Origin of the sequence: Pedobacter psychroterrae (assembly GCF_004331695.1) — a bacterium.
In the GTDB taxonomy this organism is placed as follows: Bacteria; Bacteroidota; Bacteroidia; order Sphingobacteriales; family Sphingobacteriaceae; genus Pedobacter; species Pedobacter psychroterrae.
Genome location: NZ_SJSL01000010.1, coordinates 24,391 through 42,510 on the forward strand (window position 1 = coordinate 24,391; position 18,120 = coordinate 42,510).

Below are 18,120 nucleotides of genomic sequence, written 5' to 3' on the forward strand. Positions count from 1 at the left end.
GAGCGTGTTGAGATCGTGTTGTTTATTATGGCAATACGAACCCTTTATTAGGTAAGGGTTAACCTGACCGCTGCCCAGTCATTTTAGGCCTTTCAGATGTTGTATACAAGGTATGATAACGTTAGCGTAAATTAAAATTTAATTTGCCTAGGTTTCTTTAGGATATCTTCCTAAGTTAGTCGAAATAGTGTCTTCAATGCATCTGTGAGCACTATTGTATAGGCTAAACTAAATATAAAAATGGATTTAAGAGTGATACGGGCAGGATTTATAGGCAGCGGATTTGCTGCGAAATTTCATTACGATGCCTTGCAGCGGGTTTTCAGTGCAAGGGTAGCATTTTCAGGTGCATATTCGCCCTCCGCAGAGCGGCTAAGGGAGTTTACAGCAGAACGGTCATTAAAAGCATATGACAACCTAGAAGCATTGATAGACGATTCAGATGTGCTGCACATCTGTACGCCACCAGTTACCCATGAAGCTATCGTGATCGCTGCATTAAAGAAAAACAAGCACGTCATTGTAGAAAAACCCTTTACGGGATACTTCGGAGATGGATCTCCGGAATTCAACGGCGATAAATTTCCTAAACAGCAAGGCCTGGAACATGCCGTAAAAAGTATTCAGAACATGCTGGAAGCAGAAAGACAGAGCGAAGGCAGGATCATGTATGCCGAAAACTGGATCTATGCACCCGCTATTCAAAAAGAAAGGGAGATTCTCCAAAAGACTAGCGCACAGATCATCTGGATGCATGGCGAGCAGTCGCACTCAGGCTCTCATTCCATGTCTTACGGACAATGGAAACTATCAGGCGGTGGCTCTATGATCGGCAAGGGCTGTCACCCTTTGGCGGCGGCGATCTATTTAAAGCATGTAGAAGGAAAGGCCAGAAACGGCAATGCGATCAGGCCTGCCAGCATCACGGCACGCACGCATGCCATTACCAGGATGCCTTCCTATCAGGATGAAGGATATTTGAGAACTACCTATAAAGATACCGAAGATTTTGCGATGCTGCATGTCATGTTTGAGGATGGCACCATCGCAGATATTTTTGCCAGTGAACTGGTGCTGGGAGGGGTGCACAACTGGCTGGAAGTCAATACCAGCAATCACCGCACCATATGCCAGATCAATCCAAATACTTCCATGCAGTCTTACACGCCTGCAGAAGCTCATTACAAAGACATTTACGTGGTAGAAAAGACGGAAACCAAGCAAGGCTGGTCGTCCATTTCTCCTGATGAGGGTTGGTTTGCAGGTTATCAGCATGAGATGGATGCGTTTTATAAATTTGCTGCACAGGGCGGGGATATTGAGAGCGACAGTAAACTGGCTGCAGATGTGATCTCCGTGATCTATGCTGGTTATGTTTCTTCAGAAATGAATGGTAAAGAGGTTGCTATAACGATTTTGTAACAAAAATAATTTGTACTGCGGTTGTGTTAAATCTATATATTTACATGACCACACAATTTATTTGAACGAATGAAAACCAAATTCTCAGCAGCGGTTGCCTTAGCTTTATTGCTAGGCGCAGGCGCTACAACAAAAGCCCAGCAAAAAAATGGGTACGGAAAATATGTAAACACCTTTATCGGTACCTATCCGCTTACTGATCCAAAGATATTGGGTTATGAGCTTCCAAAAGACTGGAGATCATGGGCAGGGCTCACCTTTCCAGGCAGTTCTATTCCCAATGCGATGGTGCAGCTCAGTCCGATGACGGAATATGGCTCGGGTGCCGGATATGAATATGAAGACGATGTCATATATGGTTTTACGCATACCAATAAAGGGCACTGGAACCTCTGCAATATCCCCCTGATGCCCGTATGGGAAGGTGGGATCGCAGAAGCCAAAGCCGTAATAGCAGCGACTGATAACACAATTGAAGGCAGAAGCCGCAATCCTAAAGATTTTGGCTCCAGGTTTTCGCATAATAAGGAAAGTTCCGCACCAGGGTTTTATCAGGTATACCTGGAAAACTATAAGGTAAATGTGAGCCTTACCTCTACGTTGAGGGCCGGGTATCACCGGTATGATTTTGAAAACAATACAGGCAGGCAGATCATATTTGATCTGGGCAGGTCCAACAACAGGATTTCCAATTGGGAAATAGAACAGGTGGGCAGCAATGTGCTGAAGGGAAGTCAGCGCCCGGGCGAGCGTGTTTATTTTTACGCCATCCTGAACACTGATATCACAGGGATTGAAAGAACAGAAGACGGAAAAGCGGGAGGTTATGCACGCGTAAAGCTGTCTGATGCAAAAAAAGGCCCTGTAGAGGTTAAAATAGGCCTCTCGTATGTGAGTACAGAAAATGCTAAAGAAAACCTGGAAAAGGAGATAGGAAATAAAACATTTGAATCTGTGCGTGCAGCCGCTGGGTCGACATGGGAACAGGTGCTGTCAAAGATCCAGTTGAAGGGTGGTACTGAAAAGCAAAAGCAGATGCTGTATTCTTCGCTGTACCGTTCGTTGCTCTGGCCGGCATTGCGCAGCGATGTAAATGGAGAATATACAGATGCAAAGAGAAATAAGGTAAAGTCAACCGATTTTAATTACTATACCGAGCCTTCCCTGTGGGATACTTACCGCAATAAAGATGTGCTGCTCGGCTTAATGTCGCCCAAAGTAGCCCTTGATGTAATCAAGTCTATGAAGGATGTGGGGGATAAGACTGGCTTTATCCCTACTTTTTTTCACGGAGACCATGGCGCTTCTTCTATAGCCGGCGCTTACTTGAGGGGGATTGATGATTTTGATGTAAAAGGTACTTATGAAATACTGCTGAAAAATGCCAATGTCTCGCCAGGAGCACGTCCGCATATTAAAGAATACATAGAAAAAGGATTCATTTCAGATCCTGATATTGCCAATCCGCATGTAGAAACCAAGGCCAAAGCGGGGGTTTCTAAAACGCTGGAGTATGCTTATGACGATTATTCATTGGCCCAGATGGCTAAAAAGTTGGGCGATACGGCAAACTATCGGATTTTGATGGCAAGGTCACAGAATTATAAGAACATGTTTGACCCTGCTACCAGGTTTATGAGGGGCAGACTGGAAAATGGTGACTGGATCAAACCTTTCGATCCGCAGTATCCGTATTACGAATACATGTACCGGGAAGCCAATGCCTGGCAGGTGTCATTTTTTGCTCCGCATGATATGAAAGGACTTATTGGACTATATGGCGGTCCTAAAGGTTTTGAATCTAAACTTGACTCTTTATTTACATTGCCATGGAACCCTAAGCATATCGCCCGCAACATAGAAACGATGATAGGGCAGTACTGTCATGGCAATCAGCCCGATCATGAGGCCCCATTTGCCTATACTTTTATTGGTAAGCCTGAAAAGACCCAAAAAGTGCTGGACAATATCCTTAACAACCTTTATGGTATCGGAGAGGAAGGTCTTGCCCTGTCAGGAATGGACGATGCAGGAGAGATGTCGGCCTGGTATGTTTTCAGTGCGCTGGGCCTGTATACTTTTTCGGCTACAGATCCTGAATACCTGGTTACGGCCCCGCTGTTTGACGAAGTGAAATGGACGACAAGTACAGGTAAAACCCTAACGATCAAAAAACCCGGAAAGGGCAGGGGGATTACCTCTATTAAGGTAAACGGTAAGGTGAATGAGGGATATTTTGTACCGCATGACCTGTTTAAGAACGGTGGTACATTGGAGGTGATCACCAAATAAAACCGCTTTTACCTAATCGATTCTACCTATCTGATTATAGAATTAATTGATTGTGATTAACCGATTCAATATCCTAAATTTGTTAGGGTCCGAACAATGGGCAGCAAATAATTTCGATAACCATAAACTTAAAATACATGGAAAAAGAATCAAATGATATCAGCAAGTGTCCGTTTCACAATGGCACGATGAAGCACAATGTCGGCGGTGGTGGTACGAAAAACCACGATTGGTGGCCCAATCATTTAAAGCTGAATATATTGCGTCAATACTCCTCCCTATCAAATCCGGTAGGCGTAGATTTTGATTATAAAGCTGCGTTCAACAGTCTTGATCTGGAGGCTGTCAAAAAAGATCTTCATGCGCTGATGACTGATTCCCAGGACTGGTGGCCGGCCGATTTTGGCCATTACGGGCCGTTGTTTGTCCGCATGGCATGGCATAGTGCGGGTACTTATCGAGTAGGTGATGGCCGGGGTGGTGCAGGAATGGGGCAGCAGCGTTTTGCGCCGCTAAACAGTTGGCCGGATAATGTAAGTTTGGATAAAGCACGGAGGTTATTGTGGCCTATTAAACAAAAATATGGCAACAAAATCTCATGGGCAGATTTGCTGGTCCTTGCGGGTAACGAGGCATTAGAATCAATGGGTTTTAAAACATTTGGTTTTGCCGGCGGAAGGGAAGACGTATGGGAGCCGTCTGAGGATGTGTACTGGGGAGCTGAGACCACCTGGCTGGGGGGTGACCTCCGCTATGGTCATGGTTCTGATGGTGTAGACAAGCAGCACGGTGTACTTGTGTCAGACGATGATGCGGATGGTGATATACACTCCCGCAATCTGGAAAAGCCGCTTGCTGCAGTGCAGATGGGACTCATTTACGTGAATCCTGAAGGCCCTGATGGCAATCCTGATCCCATTGCTTCAGCTAAGGATATCCGTGATACTTTTGGCCGTATGGCTATGAATGATGAAGAAACGGTAGCGCTGATAGCTGGCGGACACAGCTTCGGTAAAACGCATGGCGCAGCGCCTGCTACACATGTTGGTAAAGAACCGGAAGCAGCCGATCTGGCTATGCAGGGTCTGGGCTGGCACAATAGTTTCGGCACAGGTAAAGGTGGCGATACCATTACCAGCGGTCTGGAAGTGACCTGGACTACCACACCGACCCAATGGAGTAATAACTTCTTTGAGAATTTGCTGGGGTTTGAATGGCAGCTCTCGAAGAGCCCTGCCGGTGCCCATCAGTGGATAGCCAACAATGCAGGTAAAATCATTCCTGATGCGCATGACAGCACAAAGCAACATTTTCCTACCATGCTTACCTCAGACATTGCTTTGAGGATGGATCCGGCATATGAAAAGATATCCCGTCGTTTTTTAGAGCACCCTGATCAGTTTGCTGATGCCTTTGCACGAGCCTGGTTTAAGCTGACGCATCGTGATATGGGCCCGAAAGAGCGTTACCTGGGGCCTGATGTGCCGCAGGAGGAACTGATCTGGCAAGACCCTATACCTTCGGTAAACCATGTATTGGTAAATGAGCAGGACATTGAAAGCTTGAAGTCTACGATATTGGCATCGGGCCTGAGTATATCTGAACTGGTATTTACAGCCTGGTCTTCTGCGTCTACTTTCCGTGGATCAGATAAAAGAGGTGGTGCCAACGGTGCCCGCATACGTCTGGCCCCTCAAAAGTACTGGCAGGTAAACAATCCTTCGCAATTGCAGAAAGTGCTAGGTGTGCTGGAAGGGATTCAGCAGGAGTTTAACGTCGGACAAGCGGAGGGTAAGAAAGTTTCGCTGGCGGATTTGATCGTGCTTGCTGGTTGCGCAGGAGTGGAGAAGGCCGCTCGTGATGCGGGTAATACCATCAGTGTTCCGTTTACTCCGGGCCGTATGGATGCTTCACAGGAGCAAACAGACGTGGAGTCTATGGGCTTTTTGGAGCCACTTGCTGATGGGTTCCGTAATTACCGCAAATCGCGTATTCCGGTTTCTACAGAAGAATTGCTGATCGATAAGGCACAATTGCTAACGCTGACCAGCCCTGAATTAACTGTGTTAATTGGTGGTTTGCGAGCATTGAACATTAATTTTGATGGTTCTGATCATGGGGTTTTTACGTCGCGGCCGGGTTTGCTGACCAATGATTTCTTCGTCAACCTGCTGGATATGCGTACGGCATGGAAGGCGGCTTCTCCCGACAGGGAGCTTTATGAAGGCAGCGACCGCGCTACAGGTGAGATAAAATGGAGAGGTAGTCGCGCAGATCTGGTGTTTGGTTCAAATTCAGAACTGAGAGCTGTGGCTGAAGTCTATGCAAGTTCAGATGCACAGGGCAAGTTTGTGAAAGACTTTGTGGCTGCATGGAATAAAGTGATGAACCTGGACAGGTTTGATTTAGCTTAATATTCAAATCTTTTAGATGCTAACATTACTACAGCATATATAGTAAAGCCTCTGGTCTGTTGATCAGAGGCTTTATTGTTAAGGTACTGTGGTGACCCCGCTGAGGTTCGAACTCAGGACCCACAGATTAAGAGTCTGTTGCTCTACCAGCTGAGCTACGGAGTCGGGTGTTTTGCTTTTATATCATGGATACCTGAATGGTCTTTACCAATACATCAGACAGTCCATCTTTATATTTAATGAAGTTAAGCTGACGATCTTCATCATGCTCGCTGAGCTTGAGGGCTTTTTTCAGTTCTTTCACCTGTTGCAGTTCGTTTTGATAAAGTTCCATAAAGGTATCAGCATCTTTGTTTTTCAATATTCTTATTGTATGTGAATATTGCTCATAGATGTCAGTTATAACCGCGAGGCTTTTATCATCATAGATTGTCAGACCGGTAATTTTTGCTGAAAGCTTTTCTAACTTTCCTCTTTCTTTTGCGTAACCCATATTGTGCGAAGATACAGTTTTTTTTAAAAGGCTGAATGTTATAGATCAGTATGTCCATAACTAAGGCAAGCTGCTTTGTTAATTTAATAGTGTGTTTGTATGAAATTTGTGGTCATAGAATGAAAATTAATCAACATGTAAATAAGCCAGTTAGCTTGGTTTCATAAATAAAACGCATTTTTTTATGTGATTTATGTACTGAAATAAATCAATAATTCTATCTTTGCAGCCTCTTCAAACAGAGAATGATTCCGTAGCTCAGCTGGTAGAGCATTACACTTTTAATGTAGTGGTCCTGGGTTCGAATCCCAGCGGGATCACACCAAAGACTGTAAAAATGTATAAAACCCTGCAATCGCACGATTAGCAGGGTTTTTGCTTTTAGGGAATTGCCAAAAATCGCATGAATTCACAAAACTTTGGTGAGTGATTCGGTGAGTAAGGCAAAACGGTCAAAATTGACTCAGCGAATTGCACATAATCAATTATTGTACAGGTTGTTACAAACTGAACATCTTGTGTATTTTAAGAAGCAAAGCTATGTTTGTTTAACTAAAATCGAGAGATTATGAAGACCAATTTTAGCCTGCTTTTCTATCTGAAAAAGCAAAAGAACTATGTAAGTGGAAATGTGCCGATCTACATGAGGATTACTCTTAACATCTATGGATTCAGCCATTTTTTCAATGAAAGTTCTACATCTCTACACTCACCAAACAGATCAATTTATCCCAATTGTAGGTCAACTTCCAGTAACCAGCTTATACGTCGATTCAAAATAGTCCTCTCGAAATAGATAATCGTCATTCGGGGCATTAGCAATATCGAAGTTGGCAAATACAATCAATCTTGATTCTGTCTCTATTGCTTGGATACAGCTTGCATAGCCACTAGGAATGTAAAGAATTTCGTTATTTATTGCCGAGATAATAAAATTCTCAATCGGAAGATTGGAACTTGGATTGAGCCAATCATCAATTTTTACGAGTTTGACACTAAAACTTCCCGCAATGGCATTGAACCATCGCTTTTCTATTCGATGCCCCCTCCATCCACGTTTCACTTCGGTATGTGCATTTTCAATAGCGTAAAATCTCTTCACGTCACTCATATCAAAATCATTCACAAAACTGATTTTGCCTCTTGAATCAGTATGAGTATCACCTTTAATAATTTCTGGTTTTTCCATCTAAAATGACCATTTATGTGTTAAATCTTCAGACATTAATCTAGGCTTAATAAGAACATAGATCAAACCTAATGGCACGATCGAGATAGTAGTTAACGTAAACAAGTTAAAATTGGAAAAAATTACTAAAATAATAATAACCAACTGAATAAGCGCATAGGTAGAGGAAACGATCAAATGTGGTATTTTTCTTTCGTTTGTCAGTATCTGATAAAAATGCAGACGATGGGGTTGGAAAATGTTTTGTCTTAGCATCAACCTATGCACAATTGTTAAAATCGTATCCACCCCGTACACTGCTAAAAAAAGAATGAGCGCATAATTCATAGATTCAAAAATTAATTTCATGAGTAGAAAACAGATCCATAAGGCTACTGTAACACTCCCTACATCTCCTGCAAAGCATTTCGCCTTATTACGGAAATTAAAAAATAAGAAAACAATTGAAGCCAAGATAGGAAACCATATTAAATCTGGATGTATAAAGCGTGTAACATACAAATTGACGTATTGCAATCCACTGAGAACTACCAAGCTATTCGCCCCAGTTATCCCATTTATTCCATCCATGAAGTTGTAAGCATTGATAATCCCAATTACAAATATGTATAGGAAAATCGTAGCCCACCATGGAAGTATCGCAAATAAATTCATATAATAAAACAAAAGCGTAACACCAGTCAGATGAAAAATTATGCGAATCCGGCTGGACAAAGTGATTATATCATCTATAAAACTGATTATTCCAATGATAAAAAAGGATAAAATTGGAGTCCAAAACTCAAAATGAAGATAAAGGGTAATCATAGCACCGACGAGATAGATAATTCCTCCCCCCCGTATAGTTATTTCTGAGTGCGAACCTCTTTCATTAGGCTTGTCTATAATATTATATTTATTTGCCATCCAGAAATAACCCATCATACATAAAAGCATACCAAAAGTATATAAGAATAAGGTTATCAAAATATCTAATTGCATTTATTCATTGTTTAATTCGACTATTAATAACTTTTGCCCCTGGAAATTAAATCGCTGAATAATTAAGTATCTCAATCATAAGCAACAATCGTTTGATACTGAACATTACCATGAGTAGCACGTACACGCAGGATGAGTAATTTGACGAGATATCAGAGAGCAATACTGGTATCACAGCTAATGGCTTTTGTTGCTTTACTGAATCTGGATTCGTACGTCTTCTGCCTTGTAGCCAATTGTGGTCTTACCACCTTCAATAGTAAAACTCTCGGAAATTTCATATATACCGGTATAATCTGGTATAAAATCGCCAAAATAGCCGAAGGATACCGGTGGATTATCCTGATAAGACAACTTCGTTTGTGTGCCGCTTTTATAAACATAAAAAGCGTAGCCTTGGAAATCGGTTAAGTCGCCAAAAGGCAGTTCAAATGTTTTTGAAAATTCGGTAGACGTGATGTTTTTAAACAATGCAGCTACCTTAGGCCTGATGCCAAATAATGTCCTGTCTTCAAATACTAAACGGCCCTTTGCATCTTTTTTTTGCTTGCCTGTTAAAGGATCAATAACCGGGATTTTTATAACATAGGTAAACCTTTCATGCACTTCTATATCAACAGCGCCTTTGTAGGTTGATGCGGTTGTTTTGAAGATCACCCTCAAGCCCATATTACCGGCGGCTGGTGCAGGGAATACTGGATTTTTTTCAAATTTACGGCCATCGTAAAATACTGAAATGAGGGTGTCTTTAGTGGGGGTGTTAAAATTAATCCTGCTGCCCGGCAATGGCTTACCATCTTTTTTGAAAACAACAATATTTGAGTCGCGGTCTGCAGCAAACGGAATCTGCACTGCTTCCTGGCCAATTATGCCATCAACGCTTCTGATTAAGACACTTTTAGGCCCGGCATTTACGCCCAATGGCTCAACAGTATAACCTTTTAAAGTGATTGTGGGAAATGTTGTTCCCTTTTTATAACCGGGATGATAATCTTTTTTAGCACAACTGACAAGTAATGTAGTTATAAAAAGCACAAAGATGTAAGTATGAAATTTTAAGTTGATGTTTTGCATATGAATGGGGTTAATATCGATAAATGGAAAATCTACGCCTTATTAGCTAAGGCGTAGATTTTCTCAAACAAACAAATAATGTTTAGTTAAACGGTTCTACTAAAAATAATATTTAACCCAAGATGCGTTTTTCCAAAGTGGACGGCTTGTGTTATTAAATGCTCCCCAACCACCGGCAGTTGCAGGTGATGTACTTACTGGAATAGGGTTAACATTTGCCTTAGTATTGTTTAAGAACGGCTGAGTAATTTTTGGAAAGAAGTTTGTGGTTGTTGTCGCAGTACCAGCGAAAACGTTAGTTTGATTCGCATCAGCACCTACCAAAGTAACACCAGAAACAGCAGCGGTTATGCCTTGAAAGATGTTGCTTTTTAATTTAGTAGTTGCAGGATAGAAACCTGAAGTAGTTGCATCAAAGTTTGCAGCTTGCAAATAACCCATGAAGATAGATTTGTTGATCTCAATTTCAGCACCTCTTCTGATACGTACAGCATACAAGTAACCTGGAGCAGCCCATCTGTTATTAACCGGAGCACCGATGATCGTCATGTTGTTGATGATCGGGTGAGTTTTTGGAGTTAAAGCAAAAGTTCCGTCTTCAGCAGGCGCGTTGTTATCTGCTTCAATACCATTTGAATCACTGTTTGCACCGCTTGCGCTATGTGTAGCGTAAATATCATTGAAAGCAATTGCATAGTTAATTGTACCATTGTAACCATTGTCAAAATCAAAGTGATCATCATCTGGTGCCAAAGAAACCAGGTAAGAAGCATTTACAGTACCACCGAAGAACTCAAATGAATCATCTTTACCGTAAGCAACTTCAATGTGGTTAAGTACAGTACCGCTACCAACGCCACCGCAGGTAAGGCCATTGATCTCATTACCAGCAGCCAATAGGTAACCGCCAAACTCGATACGTACAAAAGAGAATGTACCTGAAGAGTGAGTAGGAACGTTTCCGCCATAACGGTTGTCAAACGGCTCAATTGCATCTAAACCTTCGATAGTTTTGTTAGCAACGTTAACTGGAGCCTGACCTAAAAGGATCACACCACCAAAATCACCGGGCGCAGCAGTAGTAAAACTGTTACCATCTAATAAGTTAAAGCTTGTGAAAATGATAGGCTGGCTTTCAGTACCTTGAGCATTAATCTGACCATGACGGGCAACAACCAATGTACCTGGTTTACCACCACCATCAACCTGACCAATGATAACAGTACCTGCTTCGATGGTGATCGTTGCGTTATCAACAGCAACAATACCATTTAATACGTAAACAGTGTCGTTTACAAGACTGATGTTTGTTGAAATGTTTCCAGAAAGTGTTTTTCTTGGAAGTGCGCTTTCTACATAGTCAGCTGCTTTTGTGCTAACTGCGTTAAAGCTTTCAGGAGCAGCTACTGATCCTGTTGATTCCTTTTTGCAGCTGCTCATTGCAAATGTTGCTACGGCAGCGCCTAAGATGATAAATTTTTTCATTGTAGTTTTAATTAATGTCTTTTTGACTGGGTGTATGTTTAATTTGCTTGTTTGCTCGTTTATGATGGTTATTTCGGATATGATCCTTGCTTAAAATGAATAGTTAAGTGACACGGTAACGTTGCGTCCCATGCGTCTTTTGAATGTTACAAAGTCCTCTTTCTCGTAACCGTCTGAAAAACCTGGTTTGAGCTTTTTACCCAGTTCAGGCCCATTAGGATCGATGTTTTCATAGCTGGCCTGTCCGTTGTAGAAAAAGTTAGTATTGTTAAAGAGATTCCCTAGATTCAAACGTATCTTACCTTTCTTGTTGAAAATATTGGCGTTTAACTGGACGTCAGTTTGATCATATGGGGCCTCATACTCGTTTAAGCTCAGGTCATCAGTTAGAATATAAAATTTCCTTCCGGTGTGATTATGAACTATATTAATTCCAAATATATCTCCGTTGTATTCTAATCCTCCGTTTACCAGGAAGGGCGTTTGGCCGTATAGTGGCCTTGTTTGTTTGGATATCTTATTTTGTAAAAAGTAATCGTTAGGACGGTTGACAGCATCAACCGGAACCAATGACGTACCATACACGCCCAATACTTCAGATCTCAAGACTGTAGCATTACTAAAAACGACAAACCTTTTTAAAAGGGGCAGATCTTCATTAATAAAGCCCAGATTTTTTCTGACCTCAGCTTCTATCCCATAACTTTTCGCCCATTCGCTGTTGTTATAAGCATACAAAGCCTGTGCGCTTTGTTTCACCAGTTCCAATGGACGGTCCATATATTTATAAAAAGCACCTGCTGATACTACTTCTCCAGCTCCCGGGAACCACTCTGCACGAAAATCATAACTGTCTACTTTGGTGCTGACAATGATGTTACCAGAAATATCTGCAAGCAGATCAGAATTAAAATTGGTGGTTAACGAACGCTCGTTAAACTCAGGACGCACCATTGACTGCGAATAAGCGGTGCGTAAATTGATTTCATCCGTTAGCGCATAAGTAAAGTTGGCCGACGGTAGCACCCTGTAAGCTTTGTCGATATCTTTTTCCTGAGGTATGATGTTGGTTTCTGGAGAAAAAAGACCGTTAATAGATGTAATGGCATCGCCAATAAGAAACAATTTAAAATACTCGACCCTCAGTCCGCCGATAGCACGTAATTTACCCCATAATTTTTGGTCGATCATTGCATATCCTGCGTGAAAACTTGACTTTCCTGAATACTCATTGATCCCAAAGGGATTAACATCGTATACCAATCTGTTCTCACCAAAGAGATCAGCATCATGAACATCTTCAATTTGAGATTTAGTGGCATTAAAAGTAGTAGACGCCACTGCGCCGGTAGGGCGTAAGTAAGCAGTAACAAAGGTGTTCGATTGCTTTTTGCTAAAACCCACATACCCCATTTTGAATGTATTTGCGAATGGCCCCTCCTTTATCAGCGCTTTAGATCCAGATACGGAGTAATTATAGTCTGTCTGATCTAGCGTAAAGGCCTGTCTGGAAAGTGGAAATACGGTTGTCGCCTGATCACTGACCACATCGTAAAAGTAATTACCGAATGCCTGGTTGCTATTGTCAAGCTGTCTGCGGAGCATATCTTTCCGTTGACGGGAAACATTTGTCCTACTTACATCCCATACCAATTTTACGGTGCTAAGCTGATGCTCGCCCTGTAGCTTATTTTGCAACAGTCCCAGAAAATCTGGTTCGGTAATGATCCGCTCAGTAGATGGGGCTACGCTTGGGCTGATCATTTCATCTGACAGATTGTTATCATAGCCAAAAACATCTGTAAGCGGGTTATTAAATATCCTGCTATAGCTGTTTCTTAAGCTGATCTGATTTTTCTGGCTTCGGTAACCCAGGTTAATTATCCCCCCATACGTGGTATTGAAATTATAGACCCTGCCTGTCCCGATTGGACCCTCACCAAACAGGGGAAGTAATTTTTCATTTACTGAAAACAGGTCCCGTCTGTTCTCTACGTGTGTAATCGTTTGAGAATTCCTGTAATTCAGCGCTACAATATATCCAATTCTATTTCCCGGAGTCTTAAGGTTGAGAGATTGACCGAATGCAAGAGAATAATTTTGATTGGGTAGCGCTTTGTACTTATACAAGTTCCAGTTATTGGTAAATTGCTTGCTGAATTCATAATCTCCTTCAGTATAGCCACCATCTCTTCCAGGAGCATTATGCCCTTCAGTGGCCTTCAAATAACCTGCCATCTTACGGGTACCGTCGTCAAATCCAAAGTAGTCGTTTTTGCCGCGCTTGCCGGATAAAAAGTTTCTTCCAGTTGATTGGTCGTTTATCCCGGTACCCATGCCAAAACTTATGAAGTTTCTGGTAGGGATATCTCTTGTTGTAACCTGTACCAATCCACCAGCGAAGCCAACAGGCAAATCTGGCGTAATGGTTTTTACCACAGTGATGCCTTCAATGATCTCGGAGGGAATCAGGTCAAAGGAGAAATTCCTTCTGGTGAAGTCCGTGCTGGGTTGTGGAGTACCATCCAATGTGGCCACGTTATACCGTTCTGAAATACCCCTTACGATCACATATTTGTTATCGAAGGTGGATATTCCACTGATACGTTTTAGTGATTGTCCTACGTTTGCATCAGGCGTTTTTGCAATTTGCTCTGCTGAGATACCATTGGTTATACTTGCAGCATTTTTTTGGCGTGTATACAGCCCTTCTGATGATGCTTTATTATATGTCGAAGTGATAACGACCTCCTTAAGATCGCTGCTTTGCGGCTTTAAGGAAATCGTTAAATTGGTAACTTCACCCGATTTGACCACGACTTCGGTTATTCTTTTGGTCTGGTAGGAGATATAGCTCACCTCGACTGTATAAGTTCCTGGCTGCACGTTAAACGAAAAACTGCCGTCCATACTACTTTGTGCCCCCGTAGTCTGTCCGGCAATGCGTATGGTTGCCCCCGGAATACTTTCCCCTTTTTCATCTATAACTTTACCAGCAATTACGCCAACTGCTCTTTTTGCAAATGAAACGGTATTTATAGTATCATTTGCAATTGTCATTGCTGGTATACACAGGACAGCAACAATGAGCATGGCCTGTTTTGCGTAAGAAAACCGTAATTTCGAAAGGTAGAAATTGAGCATAAATTGATTTGAAACGTCTATTATTTTTTAACTATCAGTATTTTTTGGCATTGCGGTCAGGACGGTATTTATAATGTCTCGACGTTGTTACAAATTAACGCCGGTAAAATATCTATATCATAAATCGTCTGTTAAGATTTCATTATAAATCAAGCTGTTAAAGCGGTAAAAATGACAATATATAAAGGTTGAATTATGCCACTGTTAACTTACCGATCGAGGTGTCAGGAGCTGAGGGTTGACCTGGGGGTTTGTCCTTTCAAGTAACGAAGGATTTTCTTTTCGATGTAAATGTGTATGGCAATGCTGATGGCCAATGTCAGCGTAATTACTAGCATACTGATCAATACCACCGATAAGCTGAGCGGTATTATGGTCGTTATCTTTTGATAACCCCTTAAAAGTATATTGTAAAGCGTTTGGTGAAAGAGGTATATGGAATATGAAGCATCGCCCAAAAGTAAAGCGATCGCAGGGTACCTTAATTTGGGGTATTTGATGTCTGTCCTGACAGCAGTATAAGTGACTATGGAAAACATCGTGCCGAGGAGAAGAACATACCAAACGTTCCTTTCTAATCTTAGGCCGTCAAATTGCAGAAAATAGCCTGAAGCAATAATTAGTAGGAAAAGAAGTATATATAATAACCAGTCGGCAATTTTTAACCGATGTATTATGGCATATGCTACCAGGCAACCCATCATGAATTCTATGATAATTGGGTTGAGTAAAAATTCGATATAGAAATTGGCTGAATGTATAAATAAGGCATTGCATACGATGAGCAAGAACCAGGTAAGCAGCGCCATTTTTGAAAATCGGTAACCCAATTTTATGCCTAAGCCAAAAAGCAGGTAGAATAAGACTTCATAGGACAGCGTCCAGGCAACACCTACAAGGTATAGTCCTTTTTGCGGAATTAGTAAAAAGGATTGGAGTAAAGAGGTCAGTATATAGGGTGAGCTAAGGTCCATGGTCAGTCCCTCCGCCTTCATTCGATTGGGGGTAAAAAAAATAAAGATCACTACAGACATTGCCGCAATGAGCCAATACAATGGATAGATCCTTATAAATCTTTTTTTGAAGAAGAGTTTCGATCCTTTTTTTGATATCAGATCTTTATAATGAACGTATGTAATGATAAAGCCACTTAATACAAAAAAGAAATCAACTCCAACCAAGCCAAACTTTAAAATATGGTTGTATAAAGTTTGATGAAAGTTCTTCTCGATGTGTGCTAAAAAATGATAGATTATCACCAATATGGCTGCTACTCCTCTTAGTACCTGAACTAATCCAAATTTCATTATCGGCAGCTTACATAAGAACACCGGCACCGTTTCTGCTACCACTGACTTCAAGGTTTGAGTTGTAAAATACACGGTACCAGTCTACGAAATTTTTGACCCCGTCAGCCAGGGAGACCGTCGGCATATAGCCGGATAGTTTATTCAAGGCATCAATCTCTGCCCATGTTTGGGTCAAGTCACCCGCCTGTAAAGGTAAATATTCCTTTTTTGCAGTTAAGCCGGTACTTTTTTCAATTTCTTGTACAAAATCCAGGAGGCTTATTGGATTGCCGCCACCTACATTATAAATGCGGTATGGCGATAAAGCTGTAGCCGGGTCAGGCTGATTTCCATTCCATTGTAGATTGGGTGAAGCGGGATTATTGATTACTCCTACGATGCCCATGACAATATCGTCAACGTAGGTAAAATCACGTTTCATGTTTCCGTCATTATAAATTTGAATACCCCGGCCTTCCAGTATCGCCTTGGTAAATAGGAATAAAGCCATATCAGGTCTTCCCCATGGCCCATAGACCGTGAAAAACCGGAGGCCTGTGGTCGGTAACTGGAACAAATGACTGTAGGAGTGCGCCATCAACTCATTGCTCTTTTTAGTAACCGCATAAATAGAAATAGGATGATCAACATTGCTGTTAACAGAAAACGGCATATTTGTATTTAGGCCATACACACTTGATGAGCTCGCATAAATCAGATGGCCCGCTTCCGAGTCCTTGCAACATTGTAGTACATTCATAAAACCCTGTATATTGGAATCAATATAGGCTTGTGGGTTAATTAAGCTGTAACGCACACCAGCTTGTGCCGCAAGATTGCAAACAGCATCAAATCTTGCTGTTCCAAATAATCTCTTCATGCCATCTAAATCTGTCAGATCGAGTTTTATAAAGCAATAATTAGGGTAAATATCACTGTACTTCGGCTCACCATAATTTAGGGTTCCATTAACACCTGTATCGGCTAAACGACCTAACTTAAGGTCAATATCGTAATAGTCGTTGATGTTGTCGATGCCAACAACCTCATCCCCTCTTTTTAATAAATACTTAACCAGATTAAAACCTATAAACCCGGCACTGCCTGTAACCAATATTCTCATTTTTATAAGCTATTAAAGTGTTAAAATCATTTTCCGATGTTTGGGTAGCTGACAGTGCTAATTGCTGAATATTGTTTTTATGAAGGTCTTAATTGTGAATTCTTTTACTTTCTCAAAGGCCTTTTTCCTTATGTCAAAAGCTATATTTTGATTGTCTATCAGGTAGTTGATTTTTCTCGAAAAATCTGAATCGTCATTGGCATCGGCAAAAATGATATCTCGATTATGCTCGAAATCAAACGGCAATGATCCTACAGGCGTACTAACGATGTTTATACCATTGGCCATAGCTTCCAGTATTACTCTGGGTGAGCCTTCCGCGACACTGGAGAAGCAAAAAATATCATGTGATCTTAAGTGAGCAATAAGTTCGTCGCGCTTCGAAGCGTGACCAAGAAAACTTACTTGACTTGCGACATTAAGTTCCCTGGCCAATTCTGATAGGTGCTCCCGGGCCTCTCCATCACCGACTATCGTCAGGGTAGCACCCGGCCAGGCAACTAAAACCTCTTTAAAGGCTCTAATAATCACATCTATATTTTTCCATATCCGCAACTGTCCGATATGAATAAGTTTGATATTTTTTTCATCAATTTGCTTTGCCGAATCAAAGCTAAAATCCGAATCTATAAGCGTGGATGAAGTAACGGCTGTAGCGTTTATTCCGTGTTTCGCTAACTTGCCTTTTATTTGATGTCCGTTAGTGAAAACTCTTACACCTTTGCAGGCCTTTAAGTAAAGAAAGTGCTCCGGAGTGAACATAGAAATCATGATTGCTTTCTTGACACTACTGAACTCGGCAGTTAATCTTGTTACCTCGATTGGGTACCCAACAAAATGTATAGTACGGTCTGCCTTCTTAAAGAATAGCATGCTTAGCCATCCGAAGGGCACCGGATAACGAACGTAAACTTTATCATAGTGACGATATAGGCTTTTATATCCTTTTAAGTAGCTTAAAAAATGTCTTGCGGAAGATAAATAACTGTCACCACTGTAAGGCAGTTCATGTACAGCTATCGATGGCATCTCATGAAGTGAGAACAATGCATCAGTTTTTTCCGGTAAACCGTCTAAGTTGACAGGAGAAATAAGACAGATTTTCGAAAAATGTTTGACGATTTCCTGCAAGTAAATCCAGTGGGTGTAGGGAATAAAGTATTTTCCATTAACCTTATGGAGAATCCATGCATGAATAATTAGGCTTTGCATAA

The 18,120-nt window shown here is 41.5% G+C and carries 12 protein-coding genes and 2 tRNA genes; 4 read left to right on the forward strand and 10 right to left on the reverse strand.

What is annotated here, in order from left to right; translation table 11 throughout:
* Positions 1-240: 240 nt before the first annotated feature.
* The 3 genes from EZ437_RS20640 to katG all read left to right on the forward strand — a co-directional run bounded on the left by EZ437_RS20640 (position 241) and on the right by katG (position 6,128).
* Positions 241-1,422 (forward strand): Gfo/Idh/MocA family protein, encoded by a 1,182-nt coding sequence (locus EZ437_RS20640; protein WP_131598035.1) that lies wholly within the window; start codon positions 241-243, stop codon positions 1,420-1,422.
* A gap of 69 nt (positions 1,423-1,491) precedes the next feature.
* Positions 1,492-3,714 carry a GH92 family glycosyl hydrolase gene (locus EZ437_RS20645; protein ID WP_131598036.1) on the forward strand — a complete coding sequence of 741 codons (2,223 nt, stop codon included), beginning with the start codon at positions 1,492-1,494 and terminating at the stop codon, positions 3,712-3,714.
* A gap of 137 nt (positions 3,715-3,851) precedes the next feature.
* The gene (gene katG, locus EZ437_RS20650) at positions 3,852-6,128 is read left to right on the forward strand and encodes a catalase/peroxidase HPI (protein ID WP_131598037.1); all 2,277 of its coding nucleotides are present in this window, start codon (positions 3,852-3,854) and stop codon (positions 6,126-6,128) included.
* Positions 6,129-6,217: 89 nt separating this feature from the next.
* Here katG and EZ437_RS20655 read toward each other — a convergent pair.
* Together EZ437_RS20655 and EZ437_RS20660 are read right to left on the reverse strand one after the other, a co-directional pair.
* Positions 6,218-6,293 (reverse strand) — tRNA-Lys (locus EZ437_RS20655).
* A gap of 13 nt (positions 6,294-6,306) precedes the next feature.
* Complete coding sequence (locus EZ437_RS20660; protein WP_131598038.1) at positions 6,307-6,621, reverse strand: hypothetical protein; 315 nt, start codon at positions 6,619-6,621, stop codon at positions 6,307-6,309.
* Positions 6,622-6,868: 247 nt separating this feature from the next.
* Between EZ437_RS20660 and EZ437_RS20665 the strand changes: the two genes are divergently transcribed.
* Positions 6,869-6,941 (forward strand) — tRNA-Lys (locus EZ437_RS20665).
* A 422-nt stretch (positions 6,942-7,363) separates the two neighbouring features.
* Here the strand turns inward: EZ437_RS20665 and EZ437_RS20675 are convergent.
* The 8 genes from EZ437_RS20675 to EZ437_RS20710 all read right to left on the reverse strand — a co-directional run bounded on the left by EZ437_RS20675 (position 7,364) and on the right by EZ437_RS20710 (position 18,118).
* On the reverse strand, positions 7,364-7,810 hold the full coding sequence (locus tag EZ437_RS20675; protein ID WP_131598040.1) for a WxcM-like domain-containing protein: 447 nt from the start codon (positions 7,808-7,810) through the stop codon (positions 7,364-7,366).
* A complete protein-coding gene (locus tag EZ437_RS20680) occupies positions 7,811-8,791 on the reverse strand; it encodes an MraY family glycosyltransferase (RefSeq protein ID WP_225869645.1) in 981 nt (326 codons plus the stop codon).
* 195 nt (positions 8,792-8,986) lie between these two features.
* Positions 8,987-9,865: a hypothetical protein gene (locus tag EZ437_RS20685; RefSeq protein ID WP_131598041.1), complete on the reverse strand. Its 879-nt coding sequence runs from the start codon at positions 9,863-9,865 to the stop codon at positions 8,987-8,989.
* A 99-nt stretch (positions 9,866-9,964) separates the two neighbouring features.
* On the reverse strand, positions 9,965-11,350 hold the full coding sequence (locus EZ437_RS20690) for a hypothetical protein (RefSeq protein WP_205942774.1): 1,386 nt from the start codon (positions 11,348-11,350) through the stop codon (positions 9,965-9,967).
* Between the two features lie 90 nt (positions 11,351-11,440).
* Entirely contained in the window at positions 11,441-14,494 is a 3,054-nt protein-coding gene (locus EZ437_RS20695; protein WP_131598042.1) for a TonB-dependent receptor, read from the reverse strand.
* A 224-nt stretch (positions 14,495-14,718) separates the two neighbouring features.
* Positions 14,719-15,801, reverse strand: coding sequence for an acyltransferase family protein (locus EZ437_RS20700; protein WP_131598043.1), 1,083 nt, complete (start codon positions 15,799-15,801; stop codon positions 14,719-14,721).
* Positions 15,802-15,811: 10 nt separating this feature from the next.
* Complete coding sequence (locus EZ437_RS20705) at positions 15,812-16,906, reverse strand: NAD-dependent epimerase (RefSeq protein WP_131598044.1); 1,095 nt, start codon at positions 16,904-16,906, stop codon at positions 15,812-15,814.
* A 57-nt stretch (positions 16,907-16,963) separates the two neighbouring features.
* Complete coding sequence (locus EZ437_RS20710) at positions 16,964-18,118, reverse strand: glycosyltransferase (protein WP_131598045.1); 1,155 nt, start codon at positions 18,116-18,118, stop codon at positions 16,964-16,966.
* Positions 18,119-18,120: the final 2 nt, after the last annotated feature.

Coding starts and splice junctions, on each gene's coding strand:
- EZ437_RS20640 (WP_131598035.1), top strand. CDS start 241: ATGGATTTAAGAGTGATACGGGCAGGATTTATAGGCAGCGGATTTGCT.
- EZ437_RS20645 (WP_131598036.1), top strand. CDS start 1,492: ATGAAAACCAAATTCTCAGCAGCGGTTGCCTTAGCTTTATTGCTAGGC.
- katG (WP_131598037.1), top strand. CDS start 3,852: ATGGAAAAAGAATCAAATGATATCAGCAAGTGTCCGTTTCACAATGGC.
- EZ437_RS20660 (WP_131598038.1), bottom strand. CDS start 6,621: ATGGGTTACGCAAAAGAAAGAGGAAAGTTAGAAAAGCTTTCAGCAAAA.
- EZ437_RS20675 (WP_131598040.1), bottom strand. CDS start 7,810: ATGGAAAAACCAGAAATTATTAAAGGTGATACTCATACTGATTCAAGA.
- EZ437_RS20680 (WP_225869645.1), bottom strand. CDS start 8,791: ATGCAATTAGATATTTTGATAACCTTATTCTTATATACTTTTGGTATG.
- EZ437_RS20685 (WP_131598041.1), bottom strand. CDS start 9,865: ATGCAAAACATCAACTTAAAATTTCATACTTACATCTTTGTGCTTTTT.
- EZ437_RS20690 (WP_205942774.1), bottom strand. CDS start 11,350: ATGAAAAAATTTATCATCTTAGGCGCTGCCGTAGCAACATTTGCAATG.
- EZ437_RS20695 (WP_131598042.1), bottom strand. CDS start 14,494: ATGCTCAATTTCTACCTTTCGAAATTACGGTTTTCTTACGCAAAACAG.
- EZ437_RS20700 (WP_131598043.1), bottom strand. CDS start 15,801: ATGAAATTTGGATTAGTTCAGGTACTAAGAGGAGTAGCAGCCATATTG.
- EZ437_RS20705 (WP_131598044.1), bottom strand. CDS start 16,906: ATGAGAATATTGGTTACAGGCAGTGCCGGGTTTATAGGTTTTAATCTG.
- EZ437_RS20710 (WP_131598045.1), bottom strand. CDS start 18,118: ATGCAAAGCCTAATTATTCATGCATGGATTCTCCATAAGGTTAATGGA.